A 24,013-nucleotide genomic window follows, 5' to 3' on the forward strand; every position below is an offset into this window, starting at 1 on the left:
CCTTTGAGGGAACACTCTTGAGCAATGGAACAAAAGTGATTAACTGAACGCCTGCCCTACCCGCTCCAGCAAAGCTTTCGTTTTCCGGATGCCTTCCTCTTCAGGTAAACTATCACCTTCGTACTCAATTCCCAGGTAGCCTTTGAAGCCTGCTTCTTTAATGATCTTGAGCATTCTTGGATAATCAGTTTCAACACAATTCCCCTGTGCATCAAATTCGAAAGTTTTAGCGCTCACTCCTTTTGCATATGGCATAAGTTCACTCACTCCTTTATACGGGTCATACGAATCCAGGCACTTCCCTTCCCAGAAGCCCGGGCCTTCCCGTTTTATGCAAAAATTCGTAAAATCGGCAAGTGTACCTACGTTTTTACTGTTTACCTGCTTTATCACATCGGCAAGCCAGGCCGCGTCCGACGAATATCCACCGTGGTTCTCTGCCAGTAGCGTAATACCTGCTTTAGCTGCATACTCCCCTAATTTTTCTAATCCATCCACAGCCGCTGCCTTTACATCTTCTCTTGATCCGGAACCAAAAGCATTTACGCGTACCGATTTACAGCCCAGATACCTGGCAGCATCCACCCATTTATAATGACCTTCTATAGCTTCAGCCCGCTTCTTCTGATCAGGCGTACACAGTTCCCCCTCCTGGTCTACCATCAGCAGATGATTGGTAACTCCATTGTCTTTTGACCTGGCTAAGAGTTGCCTTAAAAACTCATGATCCTTTGCCTTGTCCTGGAAAAACTGGCTCACATACTCCACGGTATCTATGCCAAACGTATTTCTGGCCATACCCGGAAAATCAAGGGTGTTCATTTTATTGCTGAACAAGGCTTTGTGCAGCGACCATTGAGCCAGCGAAATTTTAAAGAACAGCTTTTTAGGAGCCCCAGATGCAAATGCATCCATCCCTGAAACGGATAAGGCAGCAACACCTGCCGCTATACTTCCCATACGCTGCAAAAACTGACGTCGGTTTGTTGACATAGAAGGAGAGAGAATTAGATTTGAATCTTATACAACAAGGTAAATATTTTGCGGATATTTCCATACTATTACCTGCTAAAGTATAAAGCAGGATAAGCGCATCAACTAAAGCTTTTAACCTGACGCACAAAAATCTTAAAAACTGCATTGTGATAATCAGAGCATATTCCAGCAAAGACAAAGATGATCTTTTAGCTTTGATACGGCTGAACATGCCAGCTTTTTTTCATCCTGACGAAGAGCAGGACTTTAGAGATTACCTGAACCATCATGCCCGGCATTATTATGTTATAGAAGATGAAGGCATGGTTTTAGGTGCCGGCGGAATTAATTATTTCGAAGATGATGGAAGTGCCAAGTTATCCTGGGATCTTGTTCACCCTGATGCACAGGGCAAAGGCTATGGCAGCCAGTTGGTTCATTTCCGAATAACAGAAGTGAAAACACAGCCCGCTATAAATCTACTAATTGTCAGAACTTCGCAGCTAGTTTATAAATTTTATGAAAAGGCAGGATTTAAGCTCGTCAGGAAACAGAAAGACTACTGGGCCGAAGGCTTTGATTTGTACCAGATGGAAATGAAACTCAGGTAGCCCTTGGCAGATCCTGCTTCAATTCATCGGAAAACTTTCTAGCTGCAACTACGCCCGGCGTGTTCAATATTTCTTCAGGATCAGGTTGTATCTGGTCTGCTTGTATACTGAACCCCTTTTTTCCCGGCCCATAACCAGAGTATGATCAGAATAATCTCCAGAACCCCGTCGAGCATATACACATTTCTAATCCGATCTATCAGGCTATAGTAGAAATCAATATAAGCCATACCGGCCGCGCCTCCTATTCCCAACCACTTTATCTCGGGTGTCACTCTTCTCCTGACAGCAGCAAATAAGAGCACAAGTCCTATTACCACAAGCAGGATGCTAACGGTGCGCACCAGCCACAAATCCACTTTAGGGCCTGTTACCCAAATAAAACTCGGCATATGAATCAATGGCCAGACGCCGGGTACGGTCCAGTAAAGTCCCTGGCATAAAGCTATCCATTCAGCTCTTTTCATACAGTAGTTTCAGGTATAATGTTAGATTAAGGCTGCTCTCTTATAAGTGCAACTGGTCGTAAGTAGGGATATCATATTTTTCACCTCTCGAAAGCAAATGCACTTTTAAATCGCATACCGTAAAAGGCTCACCCGTATTTATCTCGTAAATATTCGTGCGCGAAATGTCCATGCCATCTACAATAGTAACCAGGCCGCTTCCCAGTACTTCAAGCTTATAGCCATCGGTTACATAAATAGCGGTATCCTCTTCCAAGCCTATGCCTATACACCCAGGGTTGGTAGCAATAGCCTGTGCCATGCGCACAATTCTTCCTCTTTGGATAAAGTGAGTATCTATGGCTACATCTCTCAAAAACTCCAGTCCTGTGGTAATACGGACATCTCCTTTAATATAACCACCCACTGTTTCTCCCTCGTAGATCATAGGAGTAGATAAAGCAGCAGCCCCGGCACTTGTACCGGCAATTATTATTTCATCGTAAGTAAAACGCTCTTTAATCAGCTCCAGTACAGGTGATCCTCCCAGTATAGAAGTGAGCCGGAGCTGGTCGCCACCTGTAAACATAAATCCAGCCGCATGTTCTACCATTGCGCAAAAGGCAGGATCTTTGCACTGAACCCTGTTCCTTATATCCATTACCTCCAGGTTTTTTAAACCCAGGCTTTTGAACACGTCTACATAATCCTGGGTGATTTCTTCTGGAACTGTAGATGCAGTGGGTACAATAACAATTTGAGGATCATTGCCTTTCAGATCATGCACGAACCGCTTTAGAATTTCTTCAGCTATAAATCCGGAATTTCTTTTTTGCTCTTCTTTGAGCTCCATATTTCCTTTATCCTCTTTCCCTCCTATTGCTATAAGTTTTCCTTTAGGAAATGGAGCTTCTTTATGGTGTTCATGTCGCTTTGATACTTGCCTTTTAGCCATATTTGAATTGGTTTGATAAAAATACTGTAAGTGCTATAGACTTTAGCAGATACAGCAGTAGAGCTTTTCATTAGTTTCCGCTACTTCTCCAAATATTTACTCCTAATAAACACTGCTTTTATACGGTTACAGGTACAGTAGAAGTAACTACAGTTAACTTATTTACTGCTAAAGCAGCATATGCATTCCTTGGTTATGCTACATCCTGTGCCAGGTTTCTGCAACAAAAAAGGGACAAACGCCTACACTTAGCGAATGACCCTGATCAGGCATGGTTAAGGCTACCCCAAGCACCCAACAGGGGTAGCCTTCCATACTTGTAAAGCAGTTCTTCTACCTGTTCAGACAGATAAAAATTGATGCTTACCTATTTAGTAATAACTCAACCAACCAATAGCTACTCCCAATAAATAAACGCTTTACAGTTACAGGACTATACGCACCGAAAAGGCTTTGGAACAAGCGGCATACTTTAAATAAGCATATACGCGTTTAAATACTAGTTAATACGGTACATAAGTATAAATACGCACACACCTGATCTGGCAAGGAAATACAGATTCAAGAAAAAGAATATTTTTTAGAATGCTTGCAACCATCGGAGCCAGGCTTGGGTCTTACTTATGCATGTTGTAACTTACTGCAGCAAGTAATACCAATCATTTTACTCAAACTTAATTTAAACTAAATTTTACTTTTCTATGCGTAAATTTTTTAATCGAATGCCCTTAAAAAAAACGGCCCTTTTTTTACTCAGCTTTGTAGCTGTTTCTTTTACCTCCTGTATGAATGATTCTGAGGCTCCGGCACCGGCAGAGTATTCTTATGCATCTTTTTACCAGGCCTCACCCGATGCCCAGAATTTTAATATACTGGTAAACAATGTACGTGTAAATAATGATTTGTTCGGATACTCGAAATTTTATATCTATCAAAACTTCACGCCCGGAACATATAACTTTAAATTCTCCCCTGCTACAACAACTGATCCAGGACCTTCCGTTGAAAAGTCTGTTTCTCTTGAAAAAGATAAAGTTTACTCCATTTTTACAATAGGGCTGAGAAGCCAGACGGCAGCATCAGGTAAAGGTCAGGAAGTGTTGGTGGTAGAAGATGAATTAGAGATTCCTGCAACGGGTAAGGCTGGTATCAGGGTTATTCATCTTTCACCGGATGCACCAAGTGTGGATATCAAGACTGTAGGCACAACTCCTAACACGCTATTCTCTGATGTAGCATACAAAGAAGACACTGATTTTATGGAGGTAAACACAGGCAATGTTAAGCTTAACCTGGTGCATTCAGAAACAGGCGAAGTTTTATTTACTACACCAAATGAGCTCACGCTATCCGAAAAACAAATTTATACAATTATTGTAAGAGGGATGGTGACTCCTCCGGCCAATAACACAAACAGCATTAACATACAGTTATACAGGAACTATCCTGACAGATAAATAACATTTATTAAAACCACCACTAAACAAGAACGCCAGCAAATATTTGCTGGCGTTCTTGTTTAGTGGTGGTTTGTTTAACTATCAACTTGCTTATACTATCATTTTAAACCAGGGGTGCAGCTTATTTTCAGGATATAAACAAGAGCTGAGAAAGAAGCCGGTTTAATTACAAAAGCAGCAAAAGGCAACAGACTTCTGCACTACATTAGATTCTGTTATTTTTTATGTGAAAACAGCCAGGGGAGCAACTCAGGCTCTTTAAAGGCATAGTCCCAGCTGTTATGGTTCACGCCGGGATATACAGTAAATTTAACGTTACCTCCAGCTTTCTGAACTGCCTCCACCATAACCTCTGACTTCTCTACCGGAACAACACCATCCACTTCTCCATGAAACACCCATAGCGGCACACGCTTTGCATATTTTTTAGCACCATCAGGATGACCACCGCCGCAAATCGGAAAAGCAGCAGCAAACTTCTTTGGCTTCCGGCGAAGCAATTCAAAAGTTCCCATGCCGCCCATTGATAAGCCTCCAATATAAAGCTGCTTCTTGTCTACTGAACCTGACTTTTCCAGTTCGTTTAAAAGGCCCAGCAGCGACTTCATGGCTTTGGTAGGTTCACCCGATTTCTGCAGATAATGAAAGCTTCGCTTTCCATTCTCGTCTGTTACAATGTTCACGTTTGACCAGTAAGAGTCTTTCGGACATTGCGGAAACACAACTATAGCAGGATATTGCTGCCTGTTCTGCGGCTCCAGGAATAACGTAGCGCCATATACCAGCTGCGACTCATTGTTATTTCCACGCTCCCCGGCACCATGTAAGACCATCACTAAAGGATATTTTTTTGCCGGATCGAAATTTTCGGGATACAGAATGCGGTAAGGCAGACTATCGGCTTTGGCAACATATACTTTTCGCTGGTACATTTCCAGGTCCTGCGCCAACCCTCGCTGCAGGAAAAACATGCTTAAAAGCAGGAGAACAACTGTTTTCTTCATTAGTGGAATTCTTAGTTTATCAGGAATAATGGAATAGTATAGGTAAAACAAATAAATTAGTTTGTCAAGTTATCATGTAGCTGCCTTACTGCAATGTTCCGGAAGCGATGTACCGCACCCGGTGCCCAGGATTCAAGGCCATTCCAGTCGAAAGCAGCAGGAGAGAACAGAGCCGTCCAGTGCGATTGAAACCCAATCATGCCCTCTGTTGCTTCGGCCGGGAAATCATTTGCCGGCTGCACCACGTCCCACATCTGCACACCGTTAATCCAGAGGGTTATGTGAGGTATGTCTCCTACCATGCGTATCCGGAACGAATTCCAATCGTTAGCTTTCCAAACCTTATCACGCCCTGCCGTTTCAGCCCCTTTGCTCACAGGCATGCGCTCGCCCAGCAGATAACCCGTACTGCCAGCTGTTTCGTCTAGCTCAATCTGGTAAGCTATACCGCTTTCGGACGAACGGATGAAAATGCCCCCATTGGAAAAAGAGTCTATTTTAGCCTCCAAATACAACTCAAAGTTTTTATACTTCCTGTCAGATAAAAGCACACCGCCCTGTCCGTATGGCTGTTGCCTTAGCACAATTGCTCCATCTTCTACCTGTACATCAGGGGTTGTGCCTTGGTGCGTGGTTCTGCTGATGTGCCAGCCTTTCAGGTTTTTGCCGTTAAAAATAGGTTTGAAGCCATCAGGAACCTGAGCCTCTGCAACATGCAGGCAACAGATAAAAGCAGCCAGGCTACCGTAGCGTTTCAGATATCTTTTCATGCTAATTTCCCTGTTTCTTTACTTCCATTACAAGCCTGAAACCAACATCAAATCCGTTCCCTGGTCCTGCAGCGTGCGTCATATAAGTAGCGTTTTTCACATCACCTGTAAAAGAAGCTCCTTTAAGTACATGCACTTTACCTGAAGTTGGAGGTACGGGATCCGCAAAAATTTTTTCGTTGTAATAGTCCTGCACCCACTCCCAAACATTTCCCAGCATATCGTACAGCCCCCACGCATTCGGTTTCTTCTGTCCGGCTTCTAGCGTAGTTTTACCGCCTAACACTGCAGTAGCTCCAATTTCTGACCAGGCAATATCATCTTCTGCCCCTGCTCTGGCAGCATATTCCCATTCAAACTCACTTGGTAAACGATAATGGTGCAATTTGTCGAGCTTATTCAGCTTTTTTATGAAAGCCTGCGTTTGCTGCCAGGTAATATTCTCTACAGGGTGTTTAGCAGCATTTCCTGTTACTTTTTCGCCCTGAAAAAAAGCAGGGTTCTCTCCCATTACTTTTAGCCACTGCTCCTGTGTTACCTCAAACTTACCTATATAAAAAGCCTTCTCTATGCTAACAGGAAAACCAGGCCTTGCAGCCTGCTGTGCCATTTCATGGGCAAGCTGATATACAGTGTCTGGCAGACTTCTGCGGTTTGGATCTTGCCGCTGCGGTTTTCCGACAGTTGGCTGATACCTGCCGACTACCATACTCCCGGGCCTGATCAGTATAAACTCTATTCCGAGACTATTGGTATAGGTAGCCTCCTGTGCATACAGCCCACTCCCACAGGCAAGGCAAAAAAACAGCAGTAATAGGGGCAACTTCAGTTGTATCGGCATCAGATATAAATTTAGCAGTTACTTCTTTGCATCTGAATCTTCTCCCTCTCCCCAGTTGGTCCTTTCGGCACGCCCCAGTTTGAAAATCTCCAGCATCTGCAGGGTCATCCCTTCCGGAATAGTGGGTGTGTTGGCTCTGACAGTCTTTACTTCTCCCGGTGTAACAATTGAGGCGTTGTTGCCTAACTCACTGCTGTTGCGGATGTAGCTTACCACTGCTGCAATCCATTCATCATCCTGGTGCGACATGCCCGGCATCATATTCGGATATGTTTTCCCGTCGACGGGTCCTCTCAAGCCGTTCAGCATTAACTGCAGCAGCAGGGTCTTATCTCCTTTTACACGCGGTGAACCAACCAATGGAGGTGCAGGCATTTCGTCTCCGCCTAACTGGCGGCCCCGGCCATCTGCACCATGGCAGTTCGAGCATAGTTGCTTAAAGATTGTAGCGCCATTCGTTACCAATTCTCTATCAGCAGGACCAAGATTCCGCGTTCTTTCGCGCTCTGCCGCCAGCACTTTCTGAGTTTCGGCAAAGGTCTGGTAAGAATACTGCATAAGCTCATTATCAGGATTTTCTGCCAGCAACTCTTTTACTGTAGCCTGTGCTTTTCTGGATATGTTACCTCGCAGCGATAGCATTAGCTGAATGCGCACCTCTGCACTGGCATCTTGCTTTAAAGCGGCTACACGGTCTATAACTTCCTGGTCGTTTTGCTTTATAAAAAGTTCGCTTACCCAGACAGCGGTTTTCCGAACCTGTGGATCCGGATCGGCAAAGGCGCTGAACAAGGTTTTCTTATCTATCGCCTCCATTCCCTCCAGTGTCCACAGCGCATGGATGCGGGCCAGCGCGTTCGACTTCTCTTTTGAAGAACCGCTTTCTCCTAAAGCCATTTGCTTCAGAGCTGGAATAACAGAGCGGTCGTTCCGTACAATAAGCAGTTGCTGCGCATTGTCGCGCCACCAGCCATTCGGGTGATACAGGTGATTTACCAGTTGGGCTGCCGGCTCATTTAACATGTTTGGCTTTTTCTGATCCGGTTTAAAATCTTCGTGCACCACACGATAGATGCGCCCCATTCCCCTGTTCTTATATAATTCTTTATCCTGTATAATTTTGTGCAGGTATGTACCGGGGCCCGACCATTCGCTTTCCTGTATAATGCCATGATACATATCTACAATGTAAAAGGCACCATCCGGTCCGGTATAGGTATTGATCGGGCGAAAATTCATATCCGCTGAAGCCAGCCAGTCTTTCTCCCGGTACACATTATCGATGTAATTCTTACCGTCTCTGTTTGTAACTCTGCCTCTCTTGATGATTCTGCCAACCGGTTCAGGTATAAAGTAATCGCCCTGCATATCGGCGGGTAAGCGGTCGCCCCGGAAAATAGATTGACCGCAACCGGAGGTAAAATGGCTCAGGGTGCTGTCTGGCCGCAAAGCATCAGGGCCGCCTTGTGCATCTATGGTACCGATAACAGGCCAGGGCACCGCAAATTCAGGAGTATATTGATCTTTGAAGTTAAGGGCTCCGTAGGCTGGCATTTGCTGAATCTGAACTGCCGGCAAACCAGGCCCAGCCTCAGAATAAAACAACTGCCCGTAGTTGTTGGTTGTCATCCCCCACTGGCCAATCATATTGTCTACCAATGTATCAGCTACCAGCGCACCATTCTTATACTTGAATCTGAGGTTGTCGCGGGAGGGGTAAATCCAGTTGTCCAGGTTCCAGAGCAAGCCGCCATTCTGATGCTCCAGGTTCCGTACGTCCAGCACATCATTCCGGAAAACGATTTTCTTTTCGTCAGCTTTACCGTCGCCGTTGGTATCGCGGTAGCTCCAGATATGCTGCACATTTGTTTCCTGCACCAGCACCTGATCGCCAACGGGAAGCACTACACGGGGCAGCAACAGGCTGTCGGCAAAAATGGTGGCTTTGTCCATCCTGCCGTCTCCGTTGGTATCTTCCAGCAGCTTTATCCTGCTGGTTTTCTCAAACTGGCCGGTTCCTTCGGCATCCTTCATGTAGGTGTTCATTTCAGCCACATACATTCTACCGTTACCGTCCCAGGAAATAGCCACCGGTTCCTGCACCATCGGCTCGCTTGCCACCAACTCTACCCGATAACCAGGAGGCAGCTGCATTTTAGCTATACTCTCTTCCGGCGATAAAGGAGTAGCAGGCGGATTCTGATCAACTACTTTTCGCTCGAAATCTTCCTCACCAGAAGAAGTTATTCCAGAACCACAACCTGTCAGCCAGAAAAGTGCACAGGCAGCGTAAAGAGCTACCTTCTTTTGTTTCGAAATAATGTTTAAACCTGCTCTCAAATACATGTGTATATTTTCTCCGCTAGTTCTTCTAGAATTTTGAATGATCAGCAAGGGCCTGCTTTAGTTAAAACAGGCCCTTGCTGCATGATCTTAAGCCTCCCGGTTAGGAGATGCCGCTTTATTCTCCCTGAACTGTAAAGTCTGCTTCCTGTACCTGGGCTGAATTGGTGCCTACAAACACTTTAAAAGCCCCCGGCTCGAGCACCTGCTCCAGTTCATAATTGTAGAACATTAAGTCTTCAGGTGTAATTCTGAATGTAACTGTTTTACTCTCTCCCTTCTTCAGGAAGATTTTCTGAAAGTTTTTAAGCTCCTTTACAGGCCGTGTTACAGAGCCTACCACATCCTGCACGTACAGCTGCACCACTTCCTCGCCATCGTAGTTGCCGGTATTCCGGACGTCTACCTTCACCTCCAGCGCCTCATTGGCACGGATGGTCGTTTTGCTCAGTTGCGGTTTGGAGTAGCTGAAAGTAGTATAGCTCAATCCATAGCCAAAAGGATAAAGCGGCTCATTGGTTACATCCATATACCGCGACTTATACTTATCGAGCAGTTCCCCGTTGAACGGACGACCTGTGCTTTTGTGGTTATAATAGATCGGCACCTGCCCAACTACCTCCGGAAATGTCATGGTGATTTTACCAGAAGGGTTGTAGAGGCCGAAGAGCACATCGGCAATAGCATTGCCGCCTTGCGTACCCGAGAACCAGGTCTGCAGAATAGCATCTGCGTTTTTATCTTCCCAGCTCAGCGCCAAAGGTCTGCCGCTCATCAGCACCACCACCATCGGTTTACCGGTTTTCTTCAGTGCTTTCAGAAGTTCCAGTTGCTGGCCCGGTAAAGTAATATCTGAACGGCTGGCGGCTTCCCCGCTCATCCCCTGCGATTCTCCTACCACGGCTACCACAACATCAGAATTGCGGGCTACCTTTACCGCCTCCTGTATCATTGCTTCCGCTGAACGTTTGTCTATATCGAGTTCTCCTCCATGTGCGTTCAGGCGGCTGATCATCTGCTGATCGTCTGCAATGTTGGCTCCTTTAGCGTAGTTGATCTTAACTTTATTGCCAACCACGTTACGTATCCCCTGCTCTACCGACACAGCCTGTTTCCAGTCGCCGGCACCGCTCCAGTTACCGATCATGTCCCGTTGACTGTTAACCAGCGGCCCCACCAGTGCAATAGAACCAGCCTGCTTTAAAGGAAGTATGTTGTTCTGGTTTTTCAGCAATACCATGGTTTTACGGGCTATATCACGGGAAGCATCCACGAATTCCTTTTTCATGATGGTGCTGGTAGCACGGCTTTCGTCGGTATAGCGGTACGGGTCTTCGAAGAGGCCCAACTTGTATTTTGCTTCCAGAATGCGGCGAACGGCCGTATCCAGTTCTTCCATAGTTACACGGCCTTCCTGCACAGACTTGTTCAGGTTGTTCAGGAATACCTCCCCTACCATATCCATGTCAGTACCTGCTTTCAGGGATAGTTCACCAGCTTTTGCCTCGTCGCCCACACCATGTGCTACCATTTCATTAATGGCGGTATAGTCTGTTACCACAAAACCGTTAAAGCCCCACTGCTTGCGGAGCAGGTCAGTCATCAGCCATTTATTTCCAGTGGCAGGAATACCATTAATCTCGTTGAAGGATGTCATTACTGTACCGGCACCGGCATCTACAGCCGCTTTGTATGGCGGCAGGTACTCCTGGTACATGCGATGCATACTCATATCTACAGTATTATAGTCGCGGCCGGCTTCTGCAGCGCCATAAAGGGCAAAGTGCTTTACACAAGCCATAACCGTGTTAAACTTTGCCAGGTCATCGCCCTGATAGCCTTTCACCATTGCTTTGGCCACCTGTGCTCCATACCAGGTATCTTCGCCGGCCCCTTCGGCTACACGTCCCCATCGCGGATCACGGGCAATATCTACCATCGGCGAGAACACCCAGTTCAGGCCATCGGCACTAGCCTCTTCTGCGGCAATACGTGCACTGGTTTCGATGGCATTCAGGTCCCAGCTGGCAGCCAGACCAAGTGGAATCGGGAAAATGGTTCTGTGCCCATGTATAACATCGTAACCAAACAGCAAAGGAATACCCAAACGTGTTTTTGTGACTGCCATTTCCTGTAATTTACGGGCAGCTAAAGGCGTAAAAGTATTAAACACGCCTCCAATCAGGCCTTTTTGTATCTTCTCATCCACATTCTCGCTCACAATTGGCCCGGTAACATCAAACCCGACTGCCGCCAGGTTCAATTGACCGATCTTCTCTTCTACTGTCATTTTAGCTATCAATTCACTGATAAACCTGTCCATTTCAGGATCAGCAGTTGCACTGGTAGCGGTTGGTGTTACCGTAGCTGTTGTTGAAGCAGAAGTATTTGCATTATCCGGCTGTGTTACGTTTTGTGAACATGCCATGCAGGCCAGGATGAGGAAAGCGGTATTAAATTTTTTCATTCTCTATGGAAGGATTAGCAATTGCTAAAAGGTTAGTAAATAATTCTAATTAAGTTTCGGACTTTCAAAGCCAAGTTTCTTTAGGCCGGACTGTACTTCAGGACAACTCATGAAAAGATCCCAGAGCAATCCGCTTCGCTGGTTCTCGATCATCACCACAATAGGTCCCTGGTCTATGCCCAGGTAGCGTGGCGGGTTCCAGTTTTCTTTAAGGCTATAGGCATCGTAAAAGCCATACTTGCCCCACATTTTATCACCCAAATCTTCGTAAAGATGCCGGATAACCTGCATCGATTCCTTTGGTGTATAAGGATAGGACGAAAGAGCCGCTGTAGGAGAAATTACTCCCAGATCTTCCTGCGGGCTGTGCCCTGCATAACCTCTCGGAGAGTAGCTGGAGGTAAAGCCCCAGGCATTTGCGCCATAGCCTTCAAAATTTTTAGGATTATCGATAGCATATGCCCGGTGAATGAGGGTGTGATTTACATTATGCTGCCAGTAATCTGCATAGCGGTCTTTAAGGCCGCGCGGGTCCAGACCTAGGTAAGAGTAATGAGCCCAGAACAAAGGCCCGACTCCCCCCTGCTGCCCGTTATGTTCTAAAGCGATCTTGTACCCGTAACGCTCTGTATTGTTTTTAATAGCTCCGTTTCTGGCCCATCCTTCGTGGTAAACTTCAGCGGGAATTGTATGTGTGGGAGAAGCAGCCGCCAGTACATACATGATCAGGCACTCATTGTACCCTGACACTGCAAAGTTCATTTCCCAGCCATAGCTAGGTGACCAGTGCCAGTAGAGTGCATTTGTGTTATTTCGGTACCAATCCCACTCAACCCCTTCCCAAAGTCTGTTGATTTGTGCTGCCAGTGCCTTCTCCTGTGCATTTCCATCAGCAAAATATTGCCGCACACACAGAAGCCCCTGCACCAAAAAAGCAGACTCTACCAGGTCGCCGCCATTATCTTTCCTGCTGAAGGGTTTTACTTTTCCTGTTTCCCCCTGTATCCAGTGCGGCCAGGCGCCATGAAATCTGTCGGCTTTCTCCAAATAGTTGATTGCCTTCTGTAAACGCTGAAAGCCTTCTTCGCGCGTAATAAAACCCCGCTCTATCCCGACCAATATGGCCATCACACCAAAACCAGACGCCCCTGTGGTTATTACATTCTGATCGTTTTCAGGATAATGATCATCCAAATGTATACGTTCTCTCGCCAGGCCAGAAGTTGGTTCAGCTCCATCCCAGAAATACTGAAATGTGTTTTTCTGTACCAGCGTCAGCAGTTGCTCGTCGCTTAGCCGAGCTGTGGATTCTTCTGCTACGGCTGTAGACTGTGCAGGGCTTTGGTTACAGCTGTTCAAAAACAGCGCGCCTGACACAAGCAAAGCCTGTGCAGCCACAGTAGCATATTTTTTAAAGGCTGTGTTTGATTTCGTAGTGTTAAGTGTATTGTTCATTTTTATATTTTCTATAGATTCGGACTCTGAAACCCGAGCTCACGCATGCCTGTTTTCACTTCAGGGCAACTCATAAATAAATCCCATAACAAACCACTGCGGTAGTTTTCGATCATGATGATAATGGGCCCCTGATCAATGGCCAGAAAAGAATCAGCAAACCAGTTGTGGTGCAGCGAAAAGGCATCTACAAAGCCATATTCCTTCCAGATTCTGTCTCCCAGTTTATAGTAGAAAAACTTCAAAGCCGCCATCGACTCGGCTGGTGTATATGGGAAAGAAGATAGAGCCGCAGTAGGTGAAATAACACTATTGTCATTGTTCGGCTCATGGGCCATATATCCGTTTATATCATCGCTGGCAGTAAGGCCCCAGCAAGAGGCACTATAGCCGTAGAAGCCTTTCGGGTTTGCCTTGCAGTAGTTATAGTTAATTAAACTGTGGGCCTGGTTCTGGGTTTTATACTGTGCATAAGCATCAGCAAGGCCATTCGGATTGATACCCAAAAACGAATAATGGGAAAAGAATAGCGGGCCTCCATTCGCCGGACCTAACGGCAATGTAATTCCCTGATACGTATTTCCATTACGCATACCACCACTCATGGCCCAGCCTGCATCATAAACTGATTTAGGTATGGCATGTGTAGGAGAGGCAGCAGCAAGTACATACGTTACCAGTGCTTCGTTCCAGCCTTTCACAGGCATGTTCATTTCCCACTGGTAGTCAGGGCTCCAGTGCCAGTATAGCACCTGCTCATTGCTTTTTCTGAAGAAGCTCCATTCCACTTCCCTCCATAGTGTGTTGATATCCGCTCGAAGAGCAGCTTCAGCAGGATCTGTGCCATTGAAGAATTGCCGCGCGGTCAGCAAACCCTGCATCAGGAAAGATGTTTCCACGAGGTCTGCGCCATTGTCTTTGCTACTGAAAGCAATGGCCGCTCCTGTACTGCCGTTCAGCCAGTGCGGATAAGCACCATGAAAGCGCTCGGCCCTGTTTTTCAGGAAGCCGACAATTTTTTGCATTTGTGCAAGACCTTCGCTCCTGCTGATAAAGTTGCGGTGAACGCCCGTTACGATAGCCATAGCTCCAAAACCGGATCCACCTGTTGTTACCACATCGCCTGAAGTGTTACGCTCCCGTGCCAACCCGCTTACAGGATGGGCAAAATCCCAGAAATATTTGAAAGTTTGTCTTTGAACAAGAGTTAAAAGCTCCTCATCCGAAATAACCGGAAATTTATTTGTGGAGTCTATTCCGGTAGATAAAGTTAGACTGATTGCTGATCTTAATTTACCCTGTGCTTCGGAAAGCAATTCATTGGAAACATTTACAGAAAACTTCGATAGCGGTGCCAAAGGAGTTTTAGGCTGTATGACAACTGTTTTATTCCCGTTTTCTAAAGTTGAATTATATTCTAAAGCCGTACCTGCCTGAGTTTTCATAGAGATACTCGTTGCTATGGACGCTTGACTGACAGGTTCCGCAAAAGAAAATTTGATGGCAGGAGACAAACTGATATAGTCGTAGGTAAAGCTGTTATTGCTTTTTCCATTTACACTTATTCCTGTATAATTGAAAGAGGCTGCCGGACCCGGTGTATCATTTTCTTTATTACAGGAACAAAGCATCCCCGACAGAAAAACCAGTCCTATAATAATTTTGTTGATCATAGCGAATAATTTGTAAGAGAGAGAAGTATAGCCCTTTAGAAAAAACAGGCGTGGCCTTCATAGGTAGTATGAAGGCCAGCCCTTACTTAATCAACTTTACCTTTTTGCTGTATACAGCGTGTTTATTTCATCATCAGTCAGCACTGTTGTGTATACTCTGAACTGATCCAGCATTCCAGTATAGCGAAGCATCCAGGCATCAGCCGGAGCTTTGATATTTATATGCTGCTGATACGCGCCGATTACAAACTTTGAAACATTTCTAAAGGCTAACGGTCCCAAAGGATTTGCGCCATTCTTGCGGTCTGTATTAGATGCACCTAGGTTGAGTTTTTGGCCATCTATGTACATAGAGAATTTAGAGGTAGTCTCATCATATGAAAAAGCAACGTGTTTCCATTTGCCGTACATATCTGGTAAACGGGCAGGATGGGTACCTGAACCTGAAAATTCAACCCACTGTCCATTAAAGAAAATTTTCATTAGCATAGAGTTATCCGCTGCATTGTTATTTCCTTCAATGATGGCAAACATATTGCCCCAGAAGTCATCTGTATTTGGCATCATAAAAATACTTTGTGCGCCTCCTACATGTTTTTCCGTATTCATCCAGAAGGCAACGGTAAAGCTGGTCATCTCGGCCAGTTTACCAGCTGATGGATATTCTATATGTCCGTTAGAGGCTCCTTTATAAGCTCTCCCGCTAACACCCTCAACGTAGGTAATATTAGTTGCTGTACCTTTTACATAGTGTATACTATCTATAGCACTGTTTTCGAAGGTTATATACCGCTGTAGAGGCCCATTTAATTTTTCCAGATCGTCTGGTATAATGTTCATTTCTGGCCTGTCCATGTCCTGGCAGGAAGTTAGTATGCCCAGGCTCATACATACACCAACAAAAAGAGTATGTAAGATGCTATTATTTCCTTTCATAAGAAGTAATTTTTGAATTAACGTCTCCGTATTTTTTACAAGTTAGTAATTTGGATTCTGCACCAGAACACCACCAGATCTGTCGATCTCAGGCTGTGGAATAGGTAAATAGCGGTTTCTAACCTGATAACCTGTTTTGCCAGCTGCATGCAGTACCTCCACATCAACTCCCCATCTCACCAAATCAAAGAATCGTTCATTTTCCATACCTAACTCGACTCTTCTTTCGTGACGGATAGCTTCTCTTAGCTCCACCTGATCTGTTGTTGTAACTTCTGGAAGAACATTACTGTTGTTTCCTCTCGCACGTGCTCTTACCATTTCCAGATAAGAGAGTGCATCAGCCGTATTTTGTGCACCTCCCAACTCATTGGCAGCTTCAGCAGCCATTAGCAGTACATCGGCATACCGGATAATTCTTACATTCATCCACTGCCCGAAGCGATTGGCTACTTCTTGCCTTATTCGAGGATCAGTATATACTTTTTTATTCCAGTAAGGCCTTGGTACAGTGGCTGTAGCTGCTGGCACTGTTTCTCCATAAGGTTGGTTTACCCGGCCAGAGTAAAGTAGAGTGGCATCTTTACGGGGATCCCCTGCTTCGAAAGCAGCTGCAAGTGATTCGGTTGGCGTATTCCAGCCCCAGCCTAAATCCCAAACTCCAGCGCCTCTAACACCCTGTACCTGAGCATAAGCCACACCGAGGTTAGTAAGATTTTGAGTGTAAATAGCTTGTATCTCAAAAATAGATTCGCTTGAGTTTTCACCTGTTTCTCTGAAAATTCCTTCATAAGAAGCATTTAAGCTGTAGGGCCCACCTATTACCATTTTAGCTGAAGTAAGTGCTGCTCCCCAGTTCTGCCGATACAGATAGGTTTTCGCATGCAGGGCATGAGCGGCATAATTTGTCAGCCTTCCGGTAAAACGCGCATCCCATGAAGCAGGAAGTACAGCAGAGGCTTCCTGTAAATCAGCATCAATCTGAGCATAAATTTCGGCCACAGTAGATTTTGGAACATTTGCCTGTGATTCTTCTGTAACTCTAAAATTTATAAGCGGAACTTCGCCAAATGCTCGCACCAGATTAAAATAGGCGTATGCTCTGAGAAACTTTGCCTCGGCTCGGTTTACAAGTGTAGCCTGATCAGGGTTTTCCAGCTCATTAGCAGCAGTGATAACATTATTGGACAGTGAGATCAGATTATAATGACCTGTCCAGTAATTATTTATTAACCAAAAATCTTTATTGTATTGGAAATTATCAAAAATATTTTCTGCATCGATACCATCACTCACAGAGCTGCCTTTATCTGCATCGTCGGACCTGATATTGTGTACTGCTATAAACGGTAGCCCACCAACACCTTCATTTCTTAAACCAGCATAGGCCGCAAATACCTGGCTTTCGAGGGAGCCACTTGTTAAATCATCTTCTGTATATCTGCCCAAAGGTTGACGATCGAGGAAATCATCTCCACAACCTGTTAAAGTTAAAGTACAGGCAATGGCGGGTAATATAGCCCAGGTTTTAATTTTATATATGCTTTTCATAAATCTTCTTTGTCTGTATTAGAAATTAACATTGATACCGGCTGTATAAATGGCTGGTATTGGGTATGAACCGTTGTCTACACCAAAAGAAGTAGCGCTTCCTCCAAACTCAGGTGTATAGCCTGTCGTCCTTTTAAAGGTAAGCGGGTTCTGAGCATTAAGGTATACCCGAAGCGTTTTTAGGCGAATGGCTTTAAGCAGATCAGCGTTGAAGTTATAACCTAGTTGCAAATTTCTAATTCTGAAAAAACTGCCATCCTCTATGTAGTAATTAGAAACCATGTAGTTATTGGCACGGCCTGTGTGCAGAATAGGCTCCCAGTTAGAAGTTCCTATGCCGTTCCAACGATCCATTCTGTAGGTAGGATAGTTAAATTGGGCAAAAGTGCTACGACCAAAGTTTCTGAAAATCTCATTTCCATATACACCCATAAAGTCAGCACTTAAATCAAAGCCCTTATAGCCTATACTTACAGAAGCACCATACGTAAAATCAGGTGTAGGATTACCAATCATGGTTCTGTCATTTTCATCGATAATACCATCACCATTCACGTCTCTGTATTTGATATCTCCTGGTTTTACCTCATGTAAGGTATTAACAGGTGATTGTATGATTTCCTCGTTCGTCTGGTAGATGCCATCTGAAATGTAGCCATAGAAGTAGCCTATTGGATAACCTGCCTCCGTTCTGGATGGGTCCTGCACGATGCGATATCCTGTGTTAGCCAGTGATAAAACGTTATTGTTGATGGTGGTCAGGTTACCGCTGATAGAGTAGCTCCAGTCGTTGCCGATTTTATCGTTCCATGAAGCAGCCAGCTCAATACCATGATTGGCTACAGATCCCTGGTTTCTCAAACCTGGTTTTGTACCGGATATACCTGGTACCTGCGTTATAATATCATCAGTGCGTTTGTCGTAGTAGACTCCTTCAAAGCTTAACCTGTTTGCTAAAGTGGCCAGCTCTACACCAGCTTCCCACGAACGAACGCTTTCCCAACGAAGATTAGGATCTACAATATACTCTGGTTCCAAGGCTGGAATCACATTATTACCAAATACACCTGAGTTAGCATTTGTTAAAACCGGATAAGCTGGGTATGCTGATCCTCCTGTGTTTTGATTTCCCAGCACTCCCCATGATCCTTTAACTTTCAGGTAATCCAGGAAGGTTTGGTTACGCATAAAGGATTCTTCACTTACAACCCATGCACCGCCTACCGCAAAGAAGTTTTGCCATGTTTGACCGAAATCAACTCTGAAACCTGAGCTACCATCTCGCCGGAAAGAAGTATTCAGTAAATATTTATTCTGATAGTTGTACAGAGCCCGGAAAAGATAGGAGGCTGTAACCCTTTCCCATTGATCGCTACCAGCAGTTCTGTTAGCCGCATCTCCTATGCCTACATAGAAGAAGCGAGGATCGTTCGGCACAGGATCACTGGTAGGTGGTTGATTGTAAGCTGCATTAATGCTCTCATAGGAGTTATAATAAGTTGTAAAACCACCTAACAAAGTAAGATTATGCTCTCCGAACGTGTTCTTGTAGGTAAGCAAGTAATCAGACTGTATTTTAGTATATATATTTTGATTTTGGTTTACCGAAGTGCTTTGCACCAGCAGTTCAACCGGATCAGCATTAACTATATCAGGGTTGTAGACTCTGATAAGTGGGCTATAAGAACGGCCCTGGTTAAAGCCATAATCAGCTAAAAAAGCAGCTCTGAAATTAAAGTTCTTCAGAAAATTTACTTCTCCGAATATGTTCCCTACCAATCTGTATTCATTTCTGAGGTTTGTGTTCTTTCTTAGCTCCACATCAACTAGTGGGTTCCAAACCTGTGCTCTCTGGAAATCCGGAAGTGTACTGTACAGCCCCCATTCTTCATTATAAGGCTCGGCGATAGGTGCTGCCAATATAGCCCCGCCTACATCTCTTGTTTGAGGCAGTTTTGACTTGGAACCATTTAATGAAAAACCAAATTTCAAAGCATCTGAAACTTTAAGTTCGTCATTCAGGTTCAGAGTTATTTTTTCGAGTTTCTCATGCTTAATTACTCCTTCCTCCGTCATATAACCTAAGCCCATATAGAATCTGTTTTTCTCAGTAGCCCCTGTTATGCTTACATTGTTATAGTTTAGCACGCCTCTCTGGAAAATCTGATCCTGCCAATCTGTATCTCCCTGCCAGTTGGAGTAATTGTAGGGCGCACTTCCCTGATTCATTAACTGCTCGTTGTAAAGCTCCTGGAATTGTGCGGCATTGGTAAGCGAAATGCGATCTACTACATTTTTAAAACCTATAGTGGAATTAAAGTTTACCTGCAACTGACCTTCTTTAGCCCTTTTTGTTGTAATTATAATTACACCATTAGCGCCTCTTACACCAAAAATAGCAAGTGAAGACGGGTCTTTAAGTACTTCCATAGACTCTATATCAGCAGGATTCAGGAAGTTGATATTATCATTCAGAATACCATCTACTACATACAGCGGCTGAACAGAATTGATGGAGTTCGTACCACGAATGCGAACATCAGGCTGTTCACCAGGACGTCCGTTATTTACAATTTGAACACCTGCCACCTTACCTTGAATAGATGCAATGGGGTTAGTTGATGGTCGATCTGCTACTTCGCTCCCTCTTACAGTACTAATAGAACCCGTTAAATCTCGTCTGGATGCTGTACCATAGCCAATTACAACAACTTCTTCTAATGCTGCAGCGCTGGCGCCTAACTGAACGTTCAGCGTTGTCTGGTTATTTACAGGCACCTCTTTAGGTTCGTACCCGATGTAGTTAATTACTAGCACAGCATCGGATGGCACATTTGTTAAAGTGTAATTTCCTTCCAAATTTGTTTGTGCACCCTGGCCTGTTCCTTTTATAAGAACACCTGCTCCAATGAGCGGCTGTCCGTTTGTGGCATCCGTTACCTTACCCTGAACTGTTATAGTATTCTGGGCATGTAGCAACTGAATTGTCAGTAAACAGAAAAAAAGTAAAACAATTTTCTTCATATATCTTGTCGATTGGTTAGACGTGTAAAATCTTCTTCAAAATTGAAAACAAATGAGTAAGTACTCAAATTTTAAACCCCTACAATACTACATCACTTTTAAAAACATGATATTATCCTAATCTGTTTTTTGCATAAGTGGAATTTAAAGCTAAAAAAGTCCTAGTTAATGCGTATATTACAATTTTAATAAAATTACAAAATTGTCTTTTTACAGCGCTTGAGAGGAGAATGAGAGGTAATGATGAGGTGTTCTTTAAGTTATAATGGCAAGATGAGAGGTGATTTAAGCTTGAAAACAAAATCAATAGCACCTAATCGGGCAAAACAACATGAGTATACACTCACTTTTAACTAAATTTTTAAAAACTTTACTATTTGGTTTACCGTAATAGTTCGCTTTGTATAAGAGTAAGGGAGGAAACGCATTGCAAACTAATGTGATCAGTAAGTAAGGGCATGAAATGCCATACCTGCTTGTACTGTCAGCAGGCAGTGGAATACAGAGAATAAATGGTGAAGTAATAGAAAAGGAGTAAAAGAGAAATTGATTTGTCGTCTGAACAAAGAGCTATACGTTCAGCAAATACTCTGTTAGGTTCGTTTCATGTTCTAGGTTCAAGCGCTTTCTTAACCTGTATCGCCTTAATTCTACTCCCCGTACCGTAATGTTAAGTAAAGAAGCTATTTCTTTACTATTCATGTTCATCCGCAAGAAAGCACAAAGCTTTAAATCGTTGGGAGTTAGATCAGGGTGATCTGCTTTTAATTTTTTAAAGTAATTTTCATGTGCTTCGTTAAAACTACTCTCAAAAAGCTGCCAGTCCTGCTCATCACTCATACCTTCATCAATAATCTTCTGAATTTTTTTAAATTGATCCTGAGGGAGTGATTTGTCTGACAAGTCATTAAGATGCAGCACCTCATCTTTGATAGTTTGCAGCAACTCATTTTTGTAGACAATATTCAGAGCAGAGTTAGCCAATTCCCTGCTCTTACCAGCTAAATCAACCTCCAGCTGTTCGTTTTTGAGTTTTACCAGCTTCTGTTCGGTTTCAATTTGCTGCTGCCGCTTGTACTCCTCCTTTTCCTGTTCAAGTTTCTGCTCCAGCATAATTTTATCACGGCGTAATTTCCTGTTAAATAGATACCTGACTAAAAAAATAATGGCTAGCAAAATTAAAGCGTAGATAATTTTAGCCCAATATGTGGCATACCAAGGAGGAAGTACTGAAAATTGAAAGCTGGTCGTTTCAGAAAGCTGATTCTCATTAACTTTTGCTCTGACCTGAAAGGTATAGTCACCCTGGGCCAGGTTTGTAAATTCCTTTTGAATTTCAAAATTCCATTCCGACCAGTTGTTAGAGTACCCTTCAAGAAAATACTGAAATTTAACAGTTGCCTGGCTATAATAAGGCAATGCGTAAGAAATACGAATATTATTTTCAGTGAAGGGTAATCTAATAGGTCGTCCTTTGTGCCCAAGCTCACTTATAACTGTAGACTTATCTGTGATGTTCTCTATTTGTGTCACCAGCACAGGAGGTAATGGTGTAGCCTTAAACTGATTGGCTGCTTCCTGGTTATAAATCACAAAACCATCATCAATGCTGATCAGGTAAAGTGTATTGCTGATCCTGCTAATATTCTCGTAGTGCTGCACCATCCTTCCGTTCAGTACACTAAACGGGCTTGTATTAATCTCCAGCCTCCCTGGCTGTGCCATATTTACCAGTGCTACCTTTCCGTGGTTAATAAACCAATATTTTTGGTCTGCCGCTTTTATCACTTTGTTAGAAGATGCAAAGGTTCCTAACTTCTCGTTTAACTGGTTATAAGGCATAAACTTATCACTTATATCATCATAAATGAAAAAGCCCTTGGCAGTAGAAAAGATAATCCGATTATTAACTTTGAAAATATTAATGTTGAAATCACTTGGCAGCCCCTGCTCCTTCCCAAAGTTTTTGCTTTGCGTTACCTGCTTAAAGTCTTTATCTACTATAAGCCTGTAAAGACCTTTGTTCGGGTGGCTAGCCCATATACTGCCAGAATTGTCCATCTCCACATAAGTAGACGGCTCTCCATAGTTTTCTAATTTATGAGAGAACTTCCATTTACCTGACTCGTCTTTTGCATATAAAACCAGACCAGTATAGGTACCTTGAATAAGCTTGTCTGAATTTTGCGTGAACTTCTTAATTGTCCAGCCACCATTAACATTAGAAATTGGTATAATTTTCGTACCCTCGATTCTAAAAGTGCCGTTATTATGGCCACAAATCAACTGACCATCAATTAATGTAAGATCCCACACCTGCCCTTGAGAGTTAGGAATCAGCTTAAAATCGAAAGATTGATAAAAGCTTTTATTATTATCAGCCCATTCACTATAAAATAGTCCCTGGTTAGTTCCTAAGTAAATTTTATCTTGGTAAATAATGCTGGAATAAACTGTTCCAAAGCGACCTACTTTATCAAAATAAAAGTACAGCGGAGAATTGATCTCTATTCTGTCTATCCCATTATCCAGTCCAGCCCACAGGTTGTATTCCTTGTCCAGGTACAGGCTAAGAACTGTATTGTTTTGCAAGCCACTCGATTTATTGATCTGTTGCACTATTCTGCCTTCTTCATCAAGAATTATAATGCCGTTTAGGATGGTTCCGAAGGCATAGTACTTGTTCAGCACAAAGGAGCCATTGTTTAATTGATAGGTCTTTAGAAAATTATCCCCTTCATTTAACCAGGGCTTCACATCAACACCATCATAAATAAATAAGCCGCTCTTAGCAGTACCAATTAGATAACTGTTCTTCTTGTAAGGGAGAATTGATAAAACCCCGGACGTCCCTAACTTGTCACTGTGCTCAACAAAGCTCAAAGCATTACCTTTCAATTCGTATAAACCTTCAGAAAGAACCTCTACAAAGAATCTGTTGCCAACCTTATGCAGAAACAAAAAGGAATTATTGCCTCTTACAACCGTAAATCTGTTATTTTCATAGATGTATATTCTGGAGAATGACTGGAATAATACCCGATTTCCATCTGTATAGATTTTCCAAATTTCATCAGTGGGTCTTTCTGCTTTAGGAATGAGATCTATGAAGGAGCTATAGACGAATTTACCATTGGTATCATAATCCCAGTATCCGAATTCTCCATACCCGCCGGTATAAACTTTACCTGATTTATCTGTGGTAACTGCTCTAACAATAATGTTATGCGGCATTTTATACAGTTGCCACTTGTTCCCATCGAATGAGAGCAATCCGTCTGAGTTTCCATAATACATTACACCATTTTCCCCTCTTACCAGAGACCAGTTCTGATTTCCGGATTTGTAGGCATATTTCGTATAGTTCTGCACATAGGGCACACCTACGTTTTGTATTATTCCTGATTGGGCAAAAACGGCAACTACTTTGAAGATCAGAATTAGAACCAGAAGAGTGTATTTGCTTTTGATGGGCATTTAAAAAGTAATTGCTTCTATATTA

The 24,013-nt window shown here is 43.7% G+C and carries 16 protein-coding genes; 2 read left to right on the plus strand and 14 right to left on the minus strand.

Annotation, left to right across the window (positions count from 1 at the left end; all coding sequences use genetic code 11):
• Window positions 1–39 precede the first annotated feature (39 nt).
• Window positions 40–993 (minus strand): sugar phosphate isomerase/epimerase, encoded by a 954-nt coding sequence (locus C1N53_RS07610; RefSeq protein ID WP_137758740.1) that lies wholly within the window; start codon window positions 991–993, stop codon window positions 40–42.
• 149 nt (window positions 994–1,142) lie between these two features.
• Here C1N53_RS07610 and C1N53_RS07615 point away from each other — a divergent pair, with 149 nt between their 5' ends.
• Window positions 1,143–1,586, plus strand: coding sequence for a GNAT family N-acetyltransferase (locus C1N53_RS07615; RefSeq protein WP_240773425.1), 444 nt, complete (start codon window positions 1,143–1,145; stop codon window positions 1,584–1,586).
• Between the two features lie 80 nt (window positions 1,587–1,666).
• Here C1N53_RS07615 and C1N53_RS07620 read toward each other — a convergent pair whose 3' ends face one another.
• Window positions 1,667–2,053, minus strand: a complete 387-nt coding sequence (locus C1N53_RS07620; protein WP_137758741.1) for a hypothetical protein — start codon at window positions 2,051–2,053, stop codon at window positions 1,667–1,669.
• Window positions 2,054–2,093: 40 nt separating this feature from the next.
• Window positions 2,094–2,987, minus strand: a complete 894-nt coding sequence (locus C1N53_RS07625) for a cyanophycinase (RefSeq protein ID WP_137758742.1) — start codon at window positions 2,985–2,987, stop codon at window positions 2,094–2,096.
• 785 nt (window positions 2,988–3,772) lie between these two features.
• Here C1N53_RS07625 and C1N53_RS07630 point away from each other — a divergent pair.
• Window positions 3,773–4,444 (plus strand): DUF4397 domain-containing protein, encoded by a 672-nt coding sequence (locus C1N53_RS07630; RefSeq protein ID WP_168193986.1) that lies wholly within the window; start codon window positions 3,773–3,775, stop codon window positions 4,442–4,444.
• 218 nt (window positions 4,445–4,662) lie between these two features.
• Here C1N53_RS07630 and C1N53_RS07635 read toward each other — a convergent pair whose 3' ends face one another.
• The 11 genes from C1N53_RS07635 to C1N53_RS07685 all read right to left on the minus strand — a co-directional run bounded on the left by C1N53_RS07635 (window position 4,663) and on the right by C1N53_RS07685 (window position 23,988).
• Window positions 4,663–5,451 carry a prolyl oligopeptidase family serine peptidase gene (locus tag C1N53_RS07635; protein ID WP_206077626.1) on the minus strand — a complete coding sequence of 263 codons (789 nt, stop codon included), beginning with the start codon at window positions 5,449–5,451 and terminating at the stop codon, window positions 4,663–4,665.
• A 56-nt stretch (window positions 5,452–5,507) separates the two neighbouring features.
• Window positions 5,508–6,221, minus strand: a complete 714-nt coding sequence (locus tag C1N53_RS07640; protein WP_137758744.1) for a DUF1080 domain-containing protein — start codon at window positions 6,219–6,221, stop codon at window positions 5,508–5,510.
• A 1-nt stretch (window position 6,222) separates the two neighbouring features.
• Complete coding sequence (locus C1N53_RS07645; RefSeq protein ID WP_240773426.1) at window positions 6,223–7,044, minus strand: formylglycine-generating enzyme family protein; 822 nt, start codon at window positions 7,042–7,044, stop codon at window positions 6,223–6,225.
• A gap of 36 nt (window positions 7,045–7,080) precedes the next feature.
• Window positions 7,081–9,408, minus strand: a complete 2,328-nt coding sequence (locus tag C1N53_RS07650; protein ID WP_137758746.1) for a c-type cytochrome — start codon at window positions 9,406–9,408, stop codon at window positions 7,081–7,083.
• Window positions 9,409–9,523: 115 nt separating this feature from the next.
• Complete coding sequence (gene bglX / locus C1N53_RS07655) at window positions 9,524–11,872, minus strand: beta-glucosidase BglX (RefSeq protein WP_240773427.1); 2,349 nt, start codon at window positions 11,870–11,872, stop codon at window positions 9,524–9,526.
• A gap of 45 nt (window positions 11,873–11,917) precedes the next feature.
• Window positions 11,918–13,327 (minus strand): glucoamylase family protein, encoded by a 1,410-nt coding sequence (locus tag C1N53_RS07660; protein ID WP_137758747.1) that lies wholly within the window; start codon window positions 13,325–13,327, stop codon window positions 11,918–11,920.
• Between the two features lie 11 nt (window positions 13,328–13,338).
• Complete coding sequence (locus C1N53_RS07665) at window positions 13,339–15,000, minus strand: glucoamylase family protein (RefSeq protein WP_137758748.1); 1,662 nt, start codon at window positions 14,998–15,000, stop codon at window positions 13,339–13,341.
• Between the two features lie 96 nt (window positions 15,001–15,096).
• A complete protein-coding gene (locus C1N53_RS07670) occupies window positions 15,097–15,936 on the minus strand; it encodes a LamG-like jellyroll fold domain-containing protein (RefSeq protein ID WP_137758749.1) in 840 nt (279 codons plus the stop codon).
• A gap of 42 nt (window positions 15,937–15,978) precedes the next feature.
• Window positions 15,979–17,487 (minus strand): RagB/SusD family nutrient uptake outer membrane protein, encoded by a 1,509-nt coding sequence (locus C1N53_RS07675; RefSeq protein WP_137758750.1) that lies wholly within the window; start codon window positions 17,485–17,487, stop codon window positions 15,979–15,981.
• A gap of 18 nt (window positions 17,488–17,505) precedes the next feature.
• Window positions 17,506–20,511: a TonB-dependent receptor gene (locus C1N53_RS07680; protein ID WP_137758751.1), complete on the minus strand. Its 3,006-nt coding sequence runs from the start codon at window positions 20,509–20,511 to the stop codon at window positions 17,506–17,508.
• A gap of 570 nt (window positions 20,512–21,081) precedes the next feature.
• Window positions 21,082–23,988 (minus strand): triple tyrosine motif-containing protein, encoded by a 2,907-nt coding sequence (locus tag C1N53_RS07685; protein WP_137758752.1) that lies wholly within the window; start codon window positions 23,986–23,988, stop codon window positions 21,082–21,084.
• Window positions 23,989–24,013 lie beyond the last annotated feature (25 nt).

This window comes from Pontibacter sp. SGAir0037 (assembly GCF_005491705.1).
GTDB lineage: Bacteria > Bacteroidota > Bacteroidia > Cytophagales > Hymenobacteraceae > Pontibacter.

Excerpts from the sequence above, each read along its gene's own strand:
- C1N53_RS07685 (WP_137758752.1), bottom strand. The coding sequence starts at position 23,988 with ATGCCCATCAAAAGCAAATACACTCTTCTGGTTCTAATTCTGATCTTC.
- C1N53_RS07635 (WP_206077626.1), bottom strand. The coding sequence starts at position 5,451 with ATGAAGAAAACAGTTGTTCTCCTGCTTTTAAGCATGTTTTTCCTGCAG.
- C1N53_RS07675 (WP_137758750.1), bottom strand. The coding sequence starts at position 17,487 with ATGAAAAGCATATATAAAATTAAAACCTGGGCTATATTACCCGCCATT.
- C1N53_RS07670 (WP_137758749.1), bottom strand. The coding sequence starts at position 15,936 with ATGAAAGGAAATAATAGCATCTTACATACTCTTTTTGTTGGTGTATGT.
- C1N53_RS07620 (WP_137758741.1), bottom strand. The coding sequence starts at position 2,053 with ATGAAAAGAGCTGAATGGATAGCTTTATGCCAGGGACTTTACTGGACC.
- C1N53_RS07650 (WP_137758746.1), bottom strand. The coding sequence starts at position 9,408 with ATGTATTTGAGAGCAGGTTTAAACATTATTTCGAAACAAAAGAAGGTA.
- bglX (WP_240773427.1), bottom strand. The coding sequence starts at position 11,872 with ATGAAAAAATTTAATACCGCTTTCCTCATCCTGGCCTGCATGGCATGT.
- C1N53_RS07680 (WP_137758751.1), bottom strand. The coding sequence starts at position 20,511 with ATGAAGAAAATTGTTTTACTTTTTTTCTGTTTACTGACAATTCAGTTG.
- C1N53_RS07625 (WP_137758742.1), bottom strand. The coding sequence starts at position 2,987 with ATGGCTAAAAGGCAAGTATCAAAGCGACATGAACACCATAAAGAAGCT.
- C1N53_RS07665 (WP_137758748.1), bottom strand. The coding sequence starts at position 15,000 with ATGATCAACAAAATTATTATAGGACTGGTTTTTCTGTCGGGGATGCTT.
- C1N53_RS07610 (WP_137758740.1), bottom strand. The coding sequence starts at position 993 with ATGTCAACAAACCGACGTCAGTTTTTGCAGCGTATGGGAAGTATAGCG.
- C1N53_RS07630 (WP_168193986.1), top strand. The coding sequence starts at position 3,773 with ATGAATGATTCTGAGGCTCCGGCACCGGCAGAGTATTCTTATGCATCT.
- C1N53_RS07640 (WP_137758744.1), bottom strand. The coding sequence starts at position 6,221 with ATGAAAAGATATCTGAAACGCTACGGTAGCCTGGCTGCTTTTATCTGT.
- C1N53_RS07660 (WP_137758747.1), bottom strand. The coding sequence starts at position 13,327 with ATGAACAATACACTTAACACTACGAAATCAAACACAGCCTTTAAAAAA.